The organism is Candidatus Zixiibacteriota bacterium (genome assembly GCA_029860345.1).
Classification (GTDB): Bacteria; Zixibacteria; MSB-5A5; order GN15; family FEB-12; genus JAJRTA01.
Genome location: JAOUBJ010000005.1, coordinates 213,399 through 231,778 on the forward strand (window position 1 = coordinate 213,399; position 18,380 = coordinate 231,778).

Consider the following 18,380-nt stretch of genomic DNA (forward strand, 5'->3'; position numbering starts at 1 on the left):
CCGGGGGAATAATCAAATCAATGTCTGACTATTGAATTTCGAAGAAGGCGTTGCTCGCATCGGAAATGGAGCCAGCCATCTCAGAGATTCTAATCATACAGGCCGCCGAAACTGTCTCGGCAGGATCGATATCCCAAGTCCAGGAGGCAGCGGCCGGATCGATATCCGTGGCCAAGGTTGTCCAATCGACGCCTGCGTTGGTCGAAAGCTCAATCCTCAGCAGGCCGACGGTCGCAGTAATCACATCCCAGGTGATGTCATAGCTGTTGCCGCGAGTCCAGACATCGCCCGGACCGTTAGGCACTCTGACGATGACACCGGCGATGGAGAAAGCGTCGCCCTGACCGACACCGGTCGGAGCTCCGGCCTTCTTGACACGCACCCAAGCCTCATCGGCCGGCGGAGCCGGTACAGGATTCCACAGCCATGAACCGGTATCCGGCACGTTGGAGGCCAGCGTGATCCAGTTCGGCTGGAAGCCTGAAGTATCGTACTTGTACTGAATGTCTACGAAGCCGCCTATCAGCGTTCCGACTGTCGTCCAGGTGACCGTTGTGCTGCTGCCCTGAGCATGGTTGCCCGAGACAGGAGCGGTAACTACGGCACCGGAGAAGGTCATAACACCACTGGTGGTGTAGACTGCGTCGGAGTTACCCCACAGGCGAATGGTGATATTGGACGAGGCCGAATTGGCAGGAACCGTCCAGTTGAGCGGGCTTCCGCCTGCATAGTTCAGGTCAATAACAGTTGAGTCAGTCACAAAACCGTCATTCGACCAGTAGAGCGAGATATTGCCGACGTTGCCAACCGAATGCCATTCGATATCCTGACCGGTACCGACCAGCCATTCTGTTCCAGCAGTCGGAGCGTCGATTACGATACCGGAGATATCGAAGTTACCGGTCGCATCGAGGGTATTCAGGTTCCACTTGTCGCGGATTCTCACCTGTGCGGAATCGTTGGCATAAGTGGTAGCCGGCACAGCCCATGTGTATTCACCGTCATTGGCAGTCGGATCGACAATGGTCATCCAGGTAGCGCCACGGTCGATCGAGTACTCAATAATGACTTCGCCGCTTGTCAGGTGCGGAGCGTAGACGGTAGTATCCCACGAGATAACGTAGTCGGCACCACCGGCAACGGCTTCGCCTGTTGACGGATCAGTCAGATCGGTGTAGTCGTTGGTCACGTAGAATTCCCAGGCAGCCTGGTCGTTCGGACGGTTATCGCCGTCCCAGTCGGCCACGCGAACCTGGCACATGTAATCCCAACCCATGTCAGGAGCATAGAAGGTGTAAGAACCGGTGCCGCCGGTGACAGCAATAGTAGTGTCATCCATCCAGGCGGACCAGCCTTCGTCTTCATAACGATACTGGATCGTTACGCTGTCAAGACCAGCGTAATCCCAAGTCAGCGGCACACCGGTGGAATCAACACCGCCGTCGTCATAGAACAGGCTGGTGTCGAGCCAGGCCGAGTCCGGACCGGTCACGTCGATACCGGTGTGGGTAAAGACGTCACTTTGCCAGATCCAACCGCCATTGGTGTTGGCCAAGCCAACCATTGCGGTGGTGGAGTAAACCGTATCAAGAACACTCCAGCTACCCTCATACTCACTCCACCAGTCCCATTCAAAGACTGTGTCGGTCCAGGTGACGCCACCGTCATAGGAGAAGTACAGGTCAAGATAGTCGTTGAAGCTACCGCAGTCGCTATCCCAGATATCCCATTCGATTGTGAATGAAGGGGCCTCAAACTCGGTAGTTGCGGCGTTAGGCTCTTCGATTACGAGGTAAGGATGGATGTCGACAGTATCTTCACTGGCGTTACCGGAGTTATCGGTAAGTGTGACGACCATGTAGTCGGCCGATCCGCACATGCCGATAGCTACCGTGCCCATACCTTCACCATTTCTCATATCGACGTCCCAGTCCCAGGCCACGTCGGCTGAGGTCAGAACAAAGTCGGGATCACCACCCATTTCGAGGAACGCGAAGGCGATGGTCGAAAGGTATTCGTGGTCGTCGCCTTCATCAAAGTCGCCTTCGGTGTAGATGTAGAATTCCATCGGCTCGGTGCCGGCAGTGTTGTCGGCACAGCCTTCGATGTAGGCATCGAAGTTCGGAGGTGTTTCGTCACCGACCGTAATCTCAGAGGAGAACGGACCGGCACCGGCGGAGTTAACCGCGCGCACCTGGAATGTGATCTCCGTTCCGGCACTGAACGGCGTCTGGATTGCATCATCAAAATACAAGTCAAATGACGCGTTCGCAGCATCGGCTAGATTAACGGAACCAACCTGCATGGTGTGGAAACTGATATCCTCAATGTAAGGATTGACCACGATCAGATCGGTGTTCTGCATGTTGTCTTTGGCGAAAATCTCGTAATATTCAGCACCACCAACCGAATCCCACTGGAATCCGATCCAGGTTGTGTTGAAGTCGGCCTTCCAATCGGTGTCCATATCAAGAACAAAGTTGGTCGGAGCAGCCGGGATAGAAGCCATATTCACCGTTGTATAGGTCAGCTCGGGACTTTTTACTTCTGCATCGGTGGCAAAATCACCACGCAGAGCCGAGAAAACCTTGAAGTCCAGCAGGTACTCGCTGAAGGACTTAAGATCGTTGGACGGATTGATCGTGATGGTAGCGCCTGAAGCAGAAACCGTTGCGTTCACTTCGCGATCGTTCCATGTGTCATATAGAACCACCCAACCGGTAAGCTCGTCACCCGGTGTCGGCAGAACAACATCCATATCGAAAGTGATAGTGATGTCGGCGTCGAGCGGGAAGAGCGTGAACGGGTTGCTGTCGTCGCCATAATCATCAAGGTTGGTGGCTACGAAACGGATACCCTGCTGGGTCATGAGGTCGCGATCCCAGAGGTTGTTGTGGTCTTCAGAATCCCAGAGGGGGAGTCCGTCGGCAGACATACCGGAGATTTCGACGTCATAAGTCTCGTCCGGTACCAGCGACAAGGCCGGGTTGACAGTCAGCGTCATGAAGCCGGCATCCCACCCAAAAGCGAAGTCCGGACCGTCGAGATCGATCTCAACTGTGGTCGGATTCATCTCCTTCGAGAAGTTGATGACCAGGTCGTCGGTAACCATAAAGCCGGGTGTGTCAAAGTTGAAGGCGAGCACTACCGGATTGTCGGTTACGTCGGCATCGTCACCACTACCGTTCAACGGAGCGTAGACGTTGGGAATCGTGGTCGTACCCGGAAGCATGCTGATGTCTTCCAGAGTAACCGCCTCGAAGCTTTCGCTACCTACCGTAAACGGCAGAATAACCAGATCAACTTCCCAGGCATCGGCCAAGGCTTTATTGGGGCCGCCGTCTTTGGGGGCATCTTCCCACCACGGTTCATCGGTGTTAAACACCAGCGGTACGTCTACGAAAGTGTAGGTACCGAAAGCGTCGGTGGTCGCGTTGTACTTGTCGGGGTGGATATCGAAACCATAGTCGAGAATCACTTCCACACCGGCGGCCACGGACACGAGGTTCGGATCATCGAGGGCCAGGACAGGTTCACCGTCCTTGGCGGGCGGGGCCGGAAGAGCCGTGTAGACTTTTCCGGTGACGGTAGCAGTCATCGGCAGCATCCAAATGTTGGCGGTTGCCATATATTCAGTCCAGCCTACCGCATCGTCGTCGATATCCTCTTTGATTTCGGCGATGGTCGGGATATACACGGTTGCGGTGAATTGAGCATAACCGTTCATGGAGAAGGTCAGGACGTAGTATCCAGAGGACAACGAATCGTCTATCAGATAGTATCCATCGGCGTTCGTTGTGTAACTGAAGTCCGCGTCGTTCTTGGTCCAAGTTACTTCCACACCAACCAATAGTGCATTGTTATAAGCATTAGCTACGACACCCTGTATGGAACCGAGGACACGATCTTCCTCTTCCACAATCACGGTGGTGTCGTTGGTTACCGGATCGGGGAACTCAATCACGGTTGAGTCGTCGCCACAACCGCTGATGAAGTACGCCGCCATGATGCTGGTTGCGAAGATCGCAAGCAGCAACAGAAACTTCATGTTTCTTCTCATTACCATCTACTCCTTTGAGATTCGGTTAAAACTTTGTTTACGTTCTGAAGATTATTTTTCGTGGTTATTAAATTCCTAGCCCTCATCTCGGATAAAGGGGCTGCTACTACGGGCTGGGTCCAGCCGTCTGTTGCACCAACAAAACCTCCTTTGTTCGGCCTAAGAGAATCCTTTCTACTTGTCTTCATCCTATAGAATCCAGTATCGGCGTTTTTACCTAAATCCTTATACGGTAGCCTTTTCAAATAAAGACTTTTTGCCAAGTTGGGGCATAACATAAAATTCGCGTTTCTTACTGTCAAGAATAAAAAGGACACCTTAGTGACTTTATTCTCAAGTAGTTATCCTCCGCCAGAGCGTTGTTGCGATCCGCTTAAATCCCTGCGGGAGCGCAAAATAGCAGCAACAGCACATGAACGTCCGTTTTCAAGGCTGGACTATAAGCACGTTTGGCATCAAAAGCAAGAAAAAAGCGGCTTTTTCAGCCTATCGCCCGCGGCGGGCAGATTCGACCAAAGGGAGGAGTGAAACAGTTTCGATGAGCACAAGCGCGTCCGGTTATGCACCACGACCGATGGGTCACACTCTCGCCTATGGCGTACAGGACCCAGCCGGCCTCATGTTCTGCAATGGCGGAACCGCTAGCCCGCCGCAGACGCCCCGCGTGAAGTCGCTCACCGATGGTCACCCTCCGACTCCGATCAAGATTAGGCGCAAGTTCTCATACTTGTCATTCCCGCGAAGGCGGGAATCTATCTTCATGTTTGATGCTGTAGGACTGAATCGCGTCTGGAGCAAGCGCTCACCGATGGTCACCCTTCGACTCAGATCAGGATGAAATTGGGGGATGCTCAGGATGAAATCGCGGGGTGCTCAGGGTGCTGTCAGGCGACTCGCCTGACAGCCAGTGGGTGCGACAGCAAGTGTCGGGCGTGGTCGCCCAACACCACCTGAGATGCCGATGCTTATTGACCCGCAGGCAACCCTTGTCTATACTGACAGCAAAGACTTACAACCGCATATAGACGGAGCGTGTTTTAATGTCCATCCTTACCCTGGATAAACTGCCCAAACAAGTCCTGGCCAAAATCGATCTGCAGACTGCGTTCCTGGCCTCGCGATGTGTTATCGCAGCGGAGCGTCTACAACTGTTTCGCAAGCTTCATGGCAAATCACTTACATCCACGGAGATCGGTCGTAAGACCGGTATCCGTCAACCTCGGCGTGAGTTCTTCCTCGCGACTCTGATCAGTCTGGGGTTACTCAGAAAAAAGGGCAATACCTACAGCCTGACGCCGCTGGCTCGGAAGTACTTTGTTGAGGAACGGTCCATATACTGGACCACTCTCCGTTCCGAAGAGTTAGTGGACGAATACCAAGCCTTCCTGCCTCTGGAAGAAGTGCTTACGACCGGCCAAAGCTACCAGTCCATTCTGGGCATTAAGCGTCCCAGCTACACTGAAAAAATGAAGAAGAACCCGAAATGGGCGCACGACTTCACGCACATGCTTTACTATCATCATCAGGACAACGCCAAAGCACTGGCAAAGCATCTCGATTTGTCCGGATACCGACGGTTGCTGGACATAGGTGGTGGCTCCGGTGTGATGTCTATGGCGTTGTTGCGCAAGTATCGGAGTTTGTCAGCGACGATTCTCGACTTTCCCCCGGTGTGCAAAGCTGCCACGAAGATCATCCAGAAAGAGGGTCTCGCGAAACGGCTTGACACTCAACCGGGCGACTTGAACAAGCGGTTGCCGAGCGGATACGACGTCATCATGTTCTGCGATATCGGCGAGACCGATCCTGAGGTGCTTAAACGAGCCTATCGAGCCTTACCCAAAGGGGGTAAGATCGTTGTGGCTGATTACTTTGCCAAAGAAGACTGGTCGGGGCCGCTGCTAAGATTCATGTGGCAACTCAGGTCGGATACCCCCTGGTTGATTACGGCCAGTCGGGCGGCGAAACTGGTGCGATCGGTTGGATTCAAGTCGGTAAAACGTCGAGAACTGAGGGCGGATATCATAATGGTGACGGGTATCAAGTAGTCGCCGGGTCGTGTCACCATTCGACTGCGAGCCACCACGATCCGTCATGCTGGACTTGATCCAGTATCCAGGCGACAAATCGCTCTTTCGCGCTACGCGCTGACCAGTCACTTCTTCAGACTTTGTCAGTGCTGGTTCCTGCATGGGAGATGACTGGATTCCGGATCAAAGCCCGGAATGACAGCGTAGGGATATTTTGCTGTGTTCACCCTCCGACTCAGCTCAGGGTGACACGGTCAAGCCGTGTTTGTCACGCCCTGCGTGCTGTCTCCTCCAAACGTCGCTCATCGGATCAAGTAGTCTCAGCTTCGAGTTTGCGTATGTAATTACGAACAAGCCACAACGGCAAGATGCCGATTACACCGAACGAACAGTCGATCACACGCCAACTGAGCGGGATACCTCGAACGTATCCGAATATCAGCGCGTATGGCACGACCAGTACGCATGCGATCATGCCGAACTGAATCACCCAGACATTCTTCACAGGATCGCGCAACGGTCCGACGAAGGCCAGCGCCAAAACAAAATGCCCGAAAGCGAGCCAGTCGGTGCCATAGGCCAGAAACGGATATTTGATACTGGTTTCCTGCACGCCGTTGTTTACAAACGTGCACCACTCTGCCATCCCCGGCCACATTTCCCCGAAGCTGCTTCCCACCCCGAACGTTTCGTGCAACCAGGTTGCTCCGTGCGTGAGCGGTATTGCTGTCAGTCCGCTTAAGAACAGACCTACGATGAAAAAGCCGATGAGTAGTTTGACACGTTTTCTTATTTGTGTTTGGTCCATTGTCTACTTATACAACCAGAGATCAAAACATTGTCAAGATAGTTGATGGGGGGTGGGCCAACCGTTGCCGGTTACCCAGTGCAAACTGTGGCCGCCTGAGGAACCTGGTTCAATGGCTCACTTTTCCGTGGGCGTCGGTCTTGATAAGATAGATATCGGCATAAGTGTTGTGCCCGATTTCCGGCGAGTGCGTCACCCCGGCAACAATGTAGCCGCCGTCGGGCGTTAAGGCCACGGCCATACCAAACTCGCCGCCTGAGACTCCATGGAGCTGTGTCCAGAGACTGTCTCCGGCCGCATCAAGCTTGATCAAATAGACTTCGCGACCGTTCGAGAACAAGGTACCTACGACGATACAGCCACCGTCCGGGGTCGCCGCCACCGACCGTCCATGATCCCAGTTTGCTTCTCCGAAGGTCCTCTCCCAAATAAGTTCGCCTGTTGAACTGAACTTGACCACCCAGATATCTTTGCTCCCAGCTCCCGAGGACACAGTGTGACCTACCGCGACATAGCTCCCATCGACCGTTTCTGTAACGGAATTGACAATGTCCTCCTCCGCACCGCCAAATGTCCTGGTCCAAACAGTGTCACCTATGGCATCAGTCTTGACCAGATAGCCGTCATATCGGTTGTATCCGTTGGAACTGGCGCCCGCCAGTACATAACCGCCGTCACGCACAGATATGACGGATGTGGCCACTTCTGCGCTGGCCTTAGCATATTTCCTGGTCCACAGGGTGTCGCCTTGGGAGTTGATTCTCACCAAGTATGCCCAGCTACGATGATGTGGATCACTGGTGTAAAGCCCACCGGCCAAAACGAAGCCGGAATCGTTGGTTTTGGCAACGGACATCGCCCACTGGCGCTCTCCGGGACTGAGTGTCTTTTCCCAGACCGTACCACCGGCACCGTCGATCCTGGCCATATAGATTTCGTCTATGCCGGTAGCTTCAGATTCGGTCATGCCCACCAAGAGGTAACCGCCGCTGCCGTCGGCCACTATCGACATACCAATGTCTTCGGCCGAGTTACCCCAAACGCGGCTCCAGAGGCTGTCGCCCTTGGCGTCGGTAGCCAGTAAGCAGAAATCAGCCGAACCCGGGGTCATGTTTTGTGTGTAGCCGGCTATCAGGTAACCGCCGTCACTGGTCAAGGCAACCGATTGGCCCTGCTCGATCTGATTACTTCCGAACGCTCTGGTCCAGGTAATGACCGGCTCGTCCTTCTTGACCGGGTTGCGTTTGTGGCAGTGAAGCAGTGCGCCCGTTGCCACAAAGAGGGCCAGCATCGGCACTACCAATCGAACCTTGTTGTTTGACATCGCGGTATATTCCCTCCAGATTCTGACTCTGTAGCAAGGTAACGTCTGGTGGGCAAATTGTCAAACCGGGCTCGACTGGGTGGCGCCCTCAAAGCCGCTTTGGGGGTGGTTCTTCTCAACATCCGCCCCAATCAAGGTCTGAGACGACCAGCCGACGTTGGCAACCACTAATCGAAGACGGTCAGTAGCCTACACCTTCACGAAGTACTGCTCGGCGTGGATCTGGCCCGGTTCGCGTTTGGAGTGTTTGATGAATCCTTCCGCGACTAAGATGTCGGTCATCTCTTCGATCATCAGAGGGTGACCGCAAAGAAAGACATGGGTGTTGTCAGCCGTAGGATGAAAACCCCAGGCCTTATCGAGAACACCGTTGGTCCAGAGCTTCTGCACAAAACCGGTGTGACCGTTCCAGGGTACTTGTTCTTCGTGCGGATGACTCAGGGTGGGCAGGTAGGCAAACTGCTCGGAGACGGCATCGAGTGTCTGCAACTCCGAGTGATATCCCAGATCGGTCGAATGGTAGGCGCCGTGAAATACAGCGAAACGTCGTTTTAGTCCGGATGCAATCTCGGTGCGGATCATGCTCATGTACGGCGCCACACCGGTGCCGGTGGCGACTAAGACGGCATTGAATTGTTCGGGTACTTCAGCCAGCGTGAACATGCCCTTGAACTTTTCAGACATCCACAACCGGTCACCGACTTTGAGACCCAGTATACGCGGCGACAACCCGCCGGTGTGCACCAGGCCAACATAGAATTCGACAAACTCCTTGGCTCGTGACGAAGAAGCCACCGAGTATGCACGAATCATCAGCTTGGCGGGGTCTTTGGGCGGTCGTTCTTCGGGAAGTTGGGTCCCCACTCTCGGTGTCGTACCCGGTAGTCCCAGGGAAGCAAACTGTCCCGGTGTGAAGTTGGGCAACTCCCAACCATCGGGAATGACCCGCAGCTTTATCAGTTCGGGGCCAACTTCGATTCGTTGGCTGACTATCGCATTCGGCTCTTTGGTGGCCATCGATGACTCCTGCACAAAACAGATGGGGCAAAACAACACCGTCAACGGTTTCAACAGGAGGTCATAATAGCGGCACGATTTATTATGTCAAGTCCTTTGCAGGGCCAAGCAACCAAAAATAGGTTTTGCTTTACAACATGGGTCTAATTATCCCAAATTGACAAACGCCCTCATATCGCTATATTACAGCAATCAATAGTTCTGCATCAAACCATGAACGGTTGGCTTCAGCCATTCATTAGGCTCAACCAGAAGAGGATTGCCATGAAACACCACACTTATACAACCGCTATGTTGACCCTCATTTGCCTGTTGTTTGTCGCCGCGGCAAGTGCCGATGTACCGCCGTTGATCAATTACCAGGGTCGGCTGTTGGACGTCGGTGGAAGTCCGGTGGCCGATGGACCGTATCAGATCAGTTTCAAAATCTACGGCAGCGAGACCGGCGATGACTCACTTTGGTGGTCCGGTTTCCAGACCGTACAGGTGCAGGACGGGCTGTTCGATTACCAACTGGGGTCGACCAATCCTATTCCGGCGGACATTTTCGGACCGACCAGTGAACCGTATTTGGGGATCACTGTCGATGCCAATCCGGAGGCGGTGCCGCGCACACAGATCAGTTCTGTGGCCTTTGCATTCTATGCCAACACGGCCGATACGGCAACCGTTGCCGCAATCGCTCAAGACATCACTTGTTCCGACTGTGTGACGACGAACGAAATCGCCGACGGGACCGTTTTGTTTTCAGACATTGGCCAAAACGGAGCCAGCTTCGATCAAATCATGAAATGGAACGGCTCGGCCTGGATACCAGCCGACGATGAAATCGGAACTGGGGGAAGCGGTGACATTTCTGCGGTCCATGCCGGGAACGGTCTGCTTGGCGGCGGTGAGACCGGTGATGTCGGTCTTGATATTGACAGCGCATGGGTCGACGCCCTTGTCGACACGAGCAATACCCGCTATGCCGACAGTGCAGGTTTGGCCGCGGTATCTCACTCAGCCGAAGAGGCCGGGCACTCAATCAATGCCGACACGGCCGGGTTTGCACATGAAGCTGCTCACGCCGCCAATGCCGACACGGCGGGGTTCTCGCATGAAGCTGCACATGCCGAAATGTCTGAGAATGCCGGACATGCAACGCACGCGGATACGGCCGGGTTTGCACATGAAGCTGCTCACGCCACCAATGCCGACACGGCCGGGTATACGCATGAAGCTGCACATGCCGAAATGTCTGAGAATGCCGGACATGCATTGCACGCGGATACGGCCGGGTTTGCACATGAAGCTGCTCACGCCACCAATGCCGACACAGCCGGGTTCTCGCATGAAGCAGTGCATAGCGAGGCATCGGAGTATGCCGGCCATGCAGTACATGCCGACAGCGCCGGATTCGCTCCGATGGCGACTTATGCCGACACGGCCGGCTACGCCCTGGCAAGCCCCGGCGGCGGGCTGAGCCTGCCCTACAGCAGTACAATTACCGACCCCGGGCCGGCCTTCTTCATCGCCAATAGCGGAACCGGTGCCGGGACTGCAATACATGGGTTGAGCGATGAAAACGACGGTGTCGTTGGATGGTCGGGCGTCTCGGGCAAGAGCGGCGTGTATGGTTACAACGCCGCAGGAACCGGCATCACCGGGCGAAGCGAGGGTGACGGGAACGGCGTCTATGGCGAAACCGGCAGCCTTGATACTCTACACGGTGGTGTCAAAGGAATAAACCTGGGCGTTGGGGCCGGTGTACGGGGCGAAGGTTTTAACGTCGGCGTCGAAGGAATTGCCCAGGGAATCGGTACCGGCGTTGTTGCCGCCGCTCCGTTTGGTGGCATCGGCCTGTCAGCCCACGCTGATGGGTTGGCTGCATGGGGTGGCCATATTTCGGTTTCAGATGCATCCAGCATTGGACTGGTTGCAGCCAATGCCGATGGAGGCGTTGCGGGCTCCTTCCTCGGAGACTTGCAAGTCCTTGACGGTACCAGCTACTTTGAGGTCGACACCCTTACCAACTCAGACTCTGCTGTCCTGCACGTGGAATACCACGGACCCGTGCCGACCAGTTTATCCGCCGTCGGCGTTAGGTCTATCTGTATAGCCGAAGATAGTATAGGCACGGGAGGTCTCTTTAGGGGTGGGCAAACCGGTGTTGCCGGTTACGTTTTGGACCCGGGCCCGAACTTTATGGTCTTCGGCGTAGATGGAGCTGTCCGGGACCTCGGAGGGTCGGGTCCGACTGGAATCTACTTCGGCATTACCGGGTCGGTAATGAGTAGCGGGAATGCGGTCAACGAGGCAATCATCGCAGACGCCGATGGAGCGTCACTAAACGTCGGCCTGTATGCCAAGGCGGCCGATGTCAATGGTTATGGGGTCACCAACTACGGCGTATATTCCTTTGCCGGCGGAAATGGACCATCTAACCTGGAAAACTGTTATGGCGTCTACACTGACGTCGAGGACTGTGATACCGCCTATGGGTTCTATGCTTATGCTATTGCGGACGATGTCAGTTATGGAGCATACTGCGAGGCCGATAGCGCCGCGCGGAACTACGGTATCTATGCCAAGGCTCCGTTGGGTGCATCGGATTGGGCTGGGTATTTTGAAGGCGACGTTGGCATCAGCGGTACTTTGTATGGTGGCAAGTCGGCGATACGAATCGATCATCCTCTCGATCCGGAGAATAGATATCTGCAGCATTCCACCGTTGCCTCACCGGACATGATGAACGTCTACAACGGTAACGTCACGGTCGGTTCCACCGGCGAGGCGGTAGTGACTCTTCCCGACTACTTCGAGGCGCTTAACACCGACTTTCGCTATCAACTGACGGCTATAGGTGCTCCGGGGCCCAACCTGTACATCGCCGAGGAGATTGTAGGCAACCGATTTGTCATTGGCGGCGCCATGCCGGGATCAAAAGTGTCCTGGCAGGTGACCGGTGTGCGCAAAGATGCCTCGGCGATAGCTCATCGGCAGCCAACTGTAATGGACAAACCGGAGATCGAAGTGGGTGCCTACCAAGACCCGCAAGCGTTTGGGTACGGAGAAGAAGCGGGCATCGGTCACCGTCTGCATAAACAAGGAGATGCCGGGAGGGAACGCGACCGGAAACTGCTGGACGAGACGAACCGCAAGCGAAGCGAAAGGTAATATCTCCACCACCTCATGCTGAGCGGAGTCGAAGTATGCTACCGAAGCATCACTGTGGTGGCATTGGGCGACCCCGCCCGACGCCCCGGCACCAACCAGACGGCTGTCAGGCGGTTCACCTGACAGCACCAAACACTCATCGGCGACCGATCACGGTGCTTCGTCCGGGCATGGCGGTGGTGGTGGTCCATCGTTGAACATGTAGTCTACCAGATAGACTAAGTCACCTATGTCCAGTTGCAGGTTGACTTCAAGGTCGACCTCTTCAAAGCACTTGGGCGGCCCGCCCCCGGTGAACATGTAATCAACCAGGTAGACCAGGTCTGAGATATCAACTATCTCCGAACCATTGTAATCGGCATCGCCACGACCGGCACCCAGACAAGGAAAGCGCGCGATTGTCGGCGTCCAATGCTCTCCGTCGTCATCGCCGACTGCAAACGGATAGTGTGAGTATCCCTCGGTTTGTGACGGCGACAACGAATCCCATTCGATCTCGATCGGTCGCCACACCAGCGGAAGAGAAGGCATGGTCAGATGCACATAGCCATACTCGTAAGTACCGGGAGGAATGTTGTGCGCCGGTTGCATGGAGATCAACCCGATTGAGACCTTGCCGTCAGTGTGATCCACCTTGCTTACATATTGAAAGGTGGTGTTACTTCCCTCAGGCAGGGTGACTGAGTCGATGGTCGGAATCTGGCCGCCAACTCTGATATTGAAAGCCAGAGAGGCTACGGTCAGTTCGGTGTCGGTGGTCAGATGAAAGTGCACGGCGAATTCGTCCTCACCCTGTGGGAAGTACTCATCGGCCGGAAAAGATGTCTCGAAAGTGTGCAGGAAGATGTTCCCGTTGGTCGTTCCGCCCAAGGGCGAATTGGTCGGTGGACACTGTGCCGGTGCGCCCAACACAAACAACATGCGAACAAGTACGGCCCAGTCGTTGATGGTGTATATCTCATGGCCGTCGCAATCGGCAAAGTCATAGTCGGCCGGTGGGTCGCCGTCGAGATACAGATAATTCAAGCCGGCGATGAAGTCCGGTATACTGGCCATCATGTCGCCGTTGAAGTCGCCGCACATCTGAGCCCGGGCGACAGGTGTAAAAGTCAGTGTCAACAAAACTGCGATGACGCCGATCAATAGTTTGTTATTACTCATCATTCTCTCCTCCTAAAAAGTCAAAGTACCGTTCAGCCTCACGGGAGACGATTCTCTCGATATTATTTCTTCGTCTATTAACAATTGCCGGCAGCCCAGTGATATTGTGGGACCACGGGCGAGCGAAAGCTCAAAAACGTAAGACAGTGCTTGTCAAATCAGACAAGAGGACAATACCCAAGCCTCCAGGCGGGTGAGAATGTCCTCGTGACTCCAAAGTAGTAAAAAACGGTCGCTTTTTCAAGCGGTTTTTGAGTTTCTGGGAGCGCTTATCGGATTAACCGAATCCATGTTGACACATTTATAGGTTTGGGTTATATTCACAGAAGCAATCGAAAAACGCCCTATTGACGCCCGAAAACCAGATACTGTAAGCAGCGTTTGTAATCACCTAAAGGAGCCACCGGTGGTCTAGCCCCTTTAGAAAAAACCGAACCATTTCTGATCGCATTGGACTAACGCACTATGATCAGGTCTAATGCGATCAATCTGGACGTTGTACTTATCCGCAAGATAACAGTTTTCCGCATGGCAACACACTGGAGACATACCCATGAAATATCGTAACCTTGGTTTAACCGGTCTAATCGTCCTGGTGACCGTATTGGCGATGGCCCCACCGATCTCGGCTGCTGTAGTCAGCTATCAGGGAGTACTCACAGACGCCGGGGGTGATCCGGTGGCGGATGGCAACTACTCGCTACACGTTGCTTTCTTCGATGACTCATTGGGCGGAACGAAACTGTGGGAAGAGACTCATCCCAATGTGTTAGTTACAAATGGCGCCTTCAACCTGCTTCTGGGTTCGATAGACCCGATTAGTGATGGTTGGTATGGTGCTCAATCCGCCTTTGATGTCTTCTTCGAGGTTGATGTCGATGGGAACGGTCCGTTCACTCCGAGGACTCAGATAACGTCGGTGCCTCAAGCGATGAATACCCACCGGGTGAGCGGCGACATTCTGACCGGGCCGGGACTGCTTGAGATGCACCCGCCCGAGCCGGGAGTAGTCGGCGGACCCATGTACCCCGGCTTCCGCCTCAGTGCCGATTCACTCGTTTCCAAATGGAAGCTGTTTGTGCCCGGAGCTGCGGGGGAAGACGACACCTGCGGCGGCATGGAGGGAACAGTGGAAACCGAGTTAGTGGAGCTCAATCTGAGCATGGATACAGATCCTGCAGATCCCTGCGACAGCTTACCGGGCCTCAAATTGGCGGTCGATGCCGACAAGGCCAGACTGTTTATGCAGCGGCATAATGGCGGATCGTCGGTCGATATCACATCGAATGTCGGTCCGGATTTGGTCATGACGGAGCCTGTCTCGATGACCGAAATCAACCTCGGCGCCGCTCCGAGCCAGGGTGGTCTATTGGCTATGAGCAGCAAGTCGGCCTCGAGTAACGACTCCAATGCTGTTGAGGTGATGACCAGTTCATCCGGAGCGGAAATCAACATCAACCACATTCCGGGCGGACCAACCCACAGTTCGACGATGGCCATAAGCACAGGGCCGACCAGCGGGGTGAGCATGTTCATGTTCAATCCGCAACCGGAACCGCCGGCCGATCCGTCCGACGCTGCCATTCTGCTCAACACCACACCCGGTAGCGGCGCCAGTATGCTGATGTTCAACCCCCAGCCGGAACCACCGGCCATGCCGTGGCTGGCTATCGGAACTGATCTGGGCGGAGCCAAGGACGCAAATATCGGCGGTAACATAGGTCTCCTCATGTTCAACCCGCAGCCGGAACCACCGGCCGAGCCTCAGCTTGAAATGCTCAGTTCTGCCATGGGTGGACGTTTCAGTTTGGCTGGAGCAGAGTCGGATAATACAGACGGCAACTCGGCCTTGCGAATGATCGCTGAGGAGGCTCAAGCCAGCCTCACCGTCGCTCACGACTTCATGCCTCCCTTTGGTGGCAATGACAGCAACAAGGTGGAGATTCACACCGACTCTGCTCAGGCCTCCCTGAGCCTGTTTGGGGGACCGGCTGATGTTATTCCTGATATCGTGATGACAGCCAACAGCAGCGACGGCGGCATGGTTGGCATTAACACCGATGCACCGACCGAAGCGCTCTACGTGGTGGGCAACATTATCGCTACAGGTAACATTACAGCCCTGACAGACACCAAAGTAAAGACCAATGTCGAAACGGTTCAAGGCGCTCTGGACAAAGTGTCTGCGCTGCGCGGAGTTACCTATGACATGAGGCGGGACGAGTATCCCGAACTCAAACTCTCTGACGAGCGGCAGCTAGGTTTCCTTGCGGATGAAGTTGAACAGGTCGTGCCACAAGTAGTGCTGGGTGAGGGCGATAATCTAAAGTCGGTCGACTACGGACGCCTGACACCTTTGTTGGTGGAAGCAATCAAAGAACTCAAGCAACAGAACGAACAACTGAAGCGACGTATCGAACAACTGGAATCGCGATGATGATCGCCACGATGTAAGCACCACACTTTAGGGAACGAATGAAATTGGCCGGAGTGTGTCATTCGCACACGCAGAATATGGAGTTTATTGACCCAATAACACCATTACTAAGAAATCAAAGGACCCAAGCTTGCAAGGAAACCCAATGCGCAAAACTCTCTTAGTCACGAGCCTGCTATCTGTTTTTCTGACAGCATCGACATCAGCCGCTGTCCCAACAGCCATCAACTACCAAGGTCTTCTGTTGGACAATGCCGGTGAGCCCGTTGCCGATGCCGCCTACTCGGTCGTGTTCACAATCTACGACGCTGCCGCGGCCGGTAATTCCAAATGGACTGAAACCCAAAACGTAAACACGTCGGGCGGTCTGTTTTCGGTCCTGCTTGGATCGATCAACCCGATTCTGGACACCGTCTTCAACGGCAGTACCCGTTACCTGGGAATCAAAGTTGGCGTGGACCCGGAGATCAGCCCGCGAACGGCAATGGTAACGGTTCCATATTCATTTCGCACCGCTACTGTTGACGGCGCCAGTGGGGGCAACATTACCAGTAAAGTTACGATTGGTCCCGGCCACACCAACAGTGGCGCCGACGCCTTCGTGGCCGGTGACGGCAACATTGCCTCAGGTGATCAGTCTACGGTTGGCGGCGGTACCGGCCATGATGCTTCAGGTACGCAGTCTACGATCGCGGGTGGCCGGAGCAGCACTGTTTCAGCCACCGTCGGTACCGTCGGTGGTGGAATTGGCAACACCGCCTCGGGAACGCTTGCTTCGACGGTCGCCGGTGGTGAGAGCAACACAGCCTCGGCCAGCCGGGCTACAGTCGGAGGCGGCTCGACCAACGAAGCTACAGGTGAGCGCAGCACTATCAGCGGCGGCTCACACAACGATGCTTCCGGGGAAGCCTCAACTGTTGGCGGTGGACGAAACAACTACGCTCGAGGGGACTTCTCCACGATTGCCGGTGGCGGAAGCGATGTCCCGGCCGACTCCAATTATGCCGAGGGTATCTACTCAACAGTTGGCGGTGGAGCCGGAAATGGGGCCACCTCCGGGCGGACCACAGTCGGTGGAGGAAGGGACAACATCGCCTCGGGTTACACGGCAACGATCGCGGGTGGCTACAACAACTCCGCGAGCGATCAATACTCATCAGTAGGTGGCGGCTCCGGAAACATCGCGTCTGGGTTCATGGCAACGATAGCAGGGGGCCAGAACAATGAAGCCGACGGCACAGAGGCAGCCATCGGGGGCGGGAATGGTAACACTGCCGACGGGTCACGGGCAGCCATACCCGGAGGTCAGAACAATGAAGCCAGCGGTGCTTACTCATTGTTGGCCGGTCTAAGCAACACCACCCACGCTGAAGCAGATTATTCCATGGCAGTCGGACGGGACAACATAGCAGGCCGCCCCTATGCCGTTGCACTGGGGAACTTCTGCTTGAGTTTTGGAGAGAGTTCCTTTGCGGTCGGTGATCATTCCCAAACCTTCATTGGAGCCAATTACTCCGTCGCTATGGGCAGGAACGCCTTTGCCGAACAAGCGGGGACCTTCGTGTTTGCCGACAGTACCGACGCCCTCTTCGATTCCCACGCCCCCAATGTTTTCATCGTTCGTGCTGCCGGTGGAGTGGGGCTGGGCACGGACAACCCGAACGGAAAAGCGTTGGCTATCGACAATGAATTCACCGGTTCGGGGAACGTCATGCTTGACCTGAATGCATCGGTCGATATCACCTCAAGTGGCCGCGATGTTCTTCAGATCGAGGTCGGCGGGTCGGCCACAACTATCCAATACATCGAATGCGAGCGCGGCAGTGACATAGAATTCCGCGTGCACGGTGACGGCGATGTCACAGCCGATGGCGCCTTCACCGGCGGCGGCGCCGACTTCGCCGAACTGATACATGTAAGCTCCGGCGCTCACTCGGTCGAAGCCGGGGACGTTATGGTCATCGATCCGAACAGTCCGCGGTCGATTGTAATGTCAACACAACCGCGCTCGACTCTGGTGGCCGGAATCTTCAGCACCTCCCCGGGCTACATGGCATCCGAACATGACTGGGATGCAATCGAACTGGCCAGGTCCGGAAAGAGTGGCAACGAAGCCGACGACACCGATCTGGAATACACACCGGTGCTCGAACTGGCCGCTGAGATGGATGAAGTACCGCTTGCCGTTGTCGGGATTGTACCCTGCAAAGTGAGCGCGGAGAACGGACCGATTCAAGTCGGCGATCTCTTGGTAACCTCGTCCACGCCCGGCCATTCGATGCGTGATGAAGACCCCAAGACCGGGACCGTGGTCGGCAAGGCGCTTGAATCGTTGAGCGCAGGTACGGGAATAATCAAGGTGCTGGTCAGTCTGAATTAAAGCC

9 protein-coding genes are annotated in these 18,380 nt (G+C 55.0%); 4 read left to right on the forward strand and 5 right to left on the reverse strand.

The features are described from left to right. Positions 1–28: 28 nt before the first annotated feature. Entirely contained in the window at positions 29–4,060 is a 4,032-nt protein-coding gene (locus OEV49_07315; GenBank protein MDH3890879.1) for a carboxypeptidase-like regulatory domain-containing protein, read from the reverse strand. 1,040 nt (positions 4,061–5,100) lie between these two features. On the opposite strand from OEV49_07315, the gene OEV49_07320 reads away from it, so the two are divergent. Further along, positions 5,101–6,108, forward strand: a complete 1,008-nt coding sequence (locus OEV49_07320; protein MDH3890880.1) for a methyltransferase — start codon at positions 5,101–5,103, stop codon at positions 6,106–6,108. 292 nt (positions 6,109–6,400) lie between these two features. Here the strand turns inward: OEV49_07320 and OEV49_07325 are convergent, their stop codons facing one another. The 3 genes from OEV49_07325 to OEV49_07335 form a co-directional block, all read right to left on the reverse strand. Then, positions 6,401–6,898 carry a hypothetical protein gene (locus OEV49_07325; protein ID MDH3890881.1) on the reverse strand — a complete coding sequence of 166 codons (498 nt, stop codon included), beginning with the start codon at positions 6,896–6,898 and terminating at the stop codon, positions 6,401–6,403. 109 nt (positions 6,899–7,007) lie between these two features. Beyond that, positions 7,008–8,222, reverse strand: a complete 1,215-nt coding sequence (locus OEV49_07330; GenBank protein ID MDH3890882.1) for a hypothetical protein — start codon at positions 8,220–8,222, stop codon at positions 7,008–7,010. A gap of 189 nt (positions 8,223–8,411) precedes the next feature. Then, positions 8,412–9,239: a ferredoxin--NADP reductase gene (locus OEV49_07335; GenBank protein MDH3890883.1), complete on the reverse strand. Its 828-nt coding sequence runs from the start codon at positions 9,237–9,239 to the stop codon at positions 8,412–8,414. Positions 9,240–9,503: 264 nt separating this feature from the next. Between OEV49_07335 and OEV49_07340 the strand changes: the two genes are divergently transcribed. Next, positions 9,504–12,398 carry a hypothetical protein gene (locus tag OEV49_07340; protein MDH3890884.1) on the forward strand — a complete coding sequence of 965 codons (2,895 nt, stop codon included), beginning with the start codon at positions 9,504–9,506 and terminating at the stop codon, positions 12,396–12,398. Positions 12,399–12,548: 150 nt separating this feature from the next. Here the strand turns inward: OEV49_07340 and OEV49_07345 are convergent, their stop codons facing one another. Then, positions 12,549–13,562 carry a hypothetical protein gene (locus OEV49_07345; GenBank protein ID MDH3890885.1) on the reverse strand — a complete coding sequence of 338 codons (1,014 nt, stop codon included), beginning with the start codon at positions 13,560–13,562 and terminating at the stop codon, positions 12,549–12,551. A gap of 550 nt (positions 13,563–14,112) precedes the next feature. Here OEV49_07345 and OEV49_07350 point away from each other — a divergent pair. Together OEV49_07350 and OEV49_07355 are read left to right on the forward strand one after the other, a co-directional pair. After that, positions 14,113–15,996 (forward strand): tail fiber domain-containing protein, encoded by a 1,884-nt coding sequence (locus OEV49_07350; protein MDH3890886.1) that lies wholly within the window; start codon positions 14,113–14,115, stop codon positions 15,994–15,996. A gap of 145 nt (positions 15,997–16,141) precedes the next feature. Continuing rightward, a complete protein-coding gene (locus OEV49_07355; GenBank protein ID MDH3890887.1) occupies positions 16,142–18,376 on the forward strand; it encodes a hypothetical protein in 2,235 nt (744 codons plus the stop codon). Positions 18,377–18,380 lie beyond the last annotated feature (4 nt).

Coding starts and splice junctions, on each gene's coding strand:
- OEV49_07330 (MDH3890882.1), bottom strand. CDS start 8,222: ATGTCAAACAACAAGGTTCGATTGGTAGTGCCGATGCTGGCCCTCTTT.
- OEV49_07350 (MDH3890886.1), top strand. CDS start 14,113: ATGAAATATCGTAACCTTGGTTTAACCGGTCTAATCGTCCTGGTGACC.
- OEV49_07335 (MDH3890883.1), bottom strand. CDS start 9,239: ATGGCCACCAAAGAGCCGAATGCGATAGTCAGCCAACGAATCGAAGTT.
- OEV49_07325 (MDH3890881.1), bottom strand. CDS start 6,898: ATGGACCAAACACAAATAAGAAAACGTGTCAAACTACTCATCGGCTTT.
- OEV49_07345 (MDH3890885.1), bottom strand. CDS start 13,562: ATGATGAGTAATAACAAACTATTGATCGGCGTCATCGCAGTTTTGTTG.
- OEV49_07320 (MDH3890880.1), top strand. CDS start 5,101: ATGTCCATCCTTACCCTGGATAAACTGCCCAAACAAGTCCTGGCCAAA.
- OEV49_07315 (MDH3890879.1), bottom strand. CDS start 4,060: ATGAGAAGAAACATGAAGTTTCTGTTGCTGCTTGCGATCTTCGCAACC.
- OEV49_07355 (MDH3890887.1), top strand. CDS start 16,142: ATGCGCAAAACTCTCTTAGTCACGAGCCTGCTATCTGTTTTTCTGACA.
- OEV49_07340 (MDH3890884.1), top strand. CDS start 9,504: ATGAAACACCACACTTATACAACCGCTATGTTGACCCTCATTTGCCTG.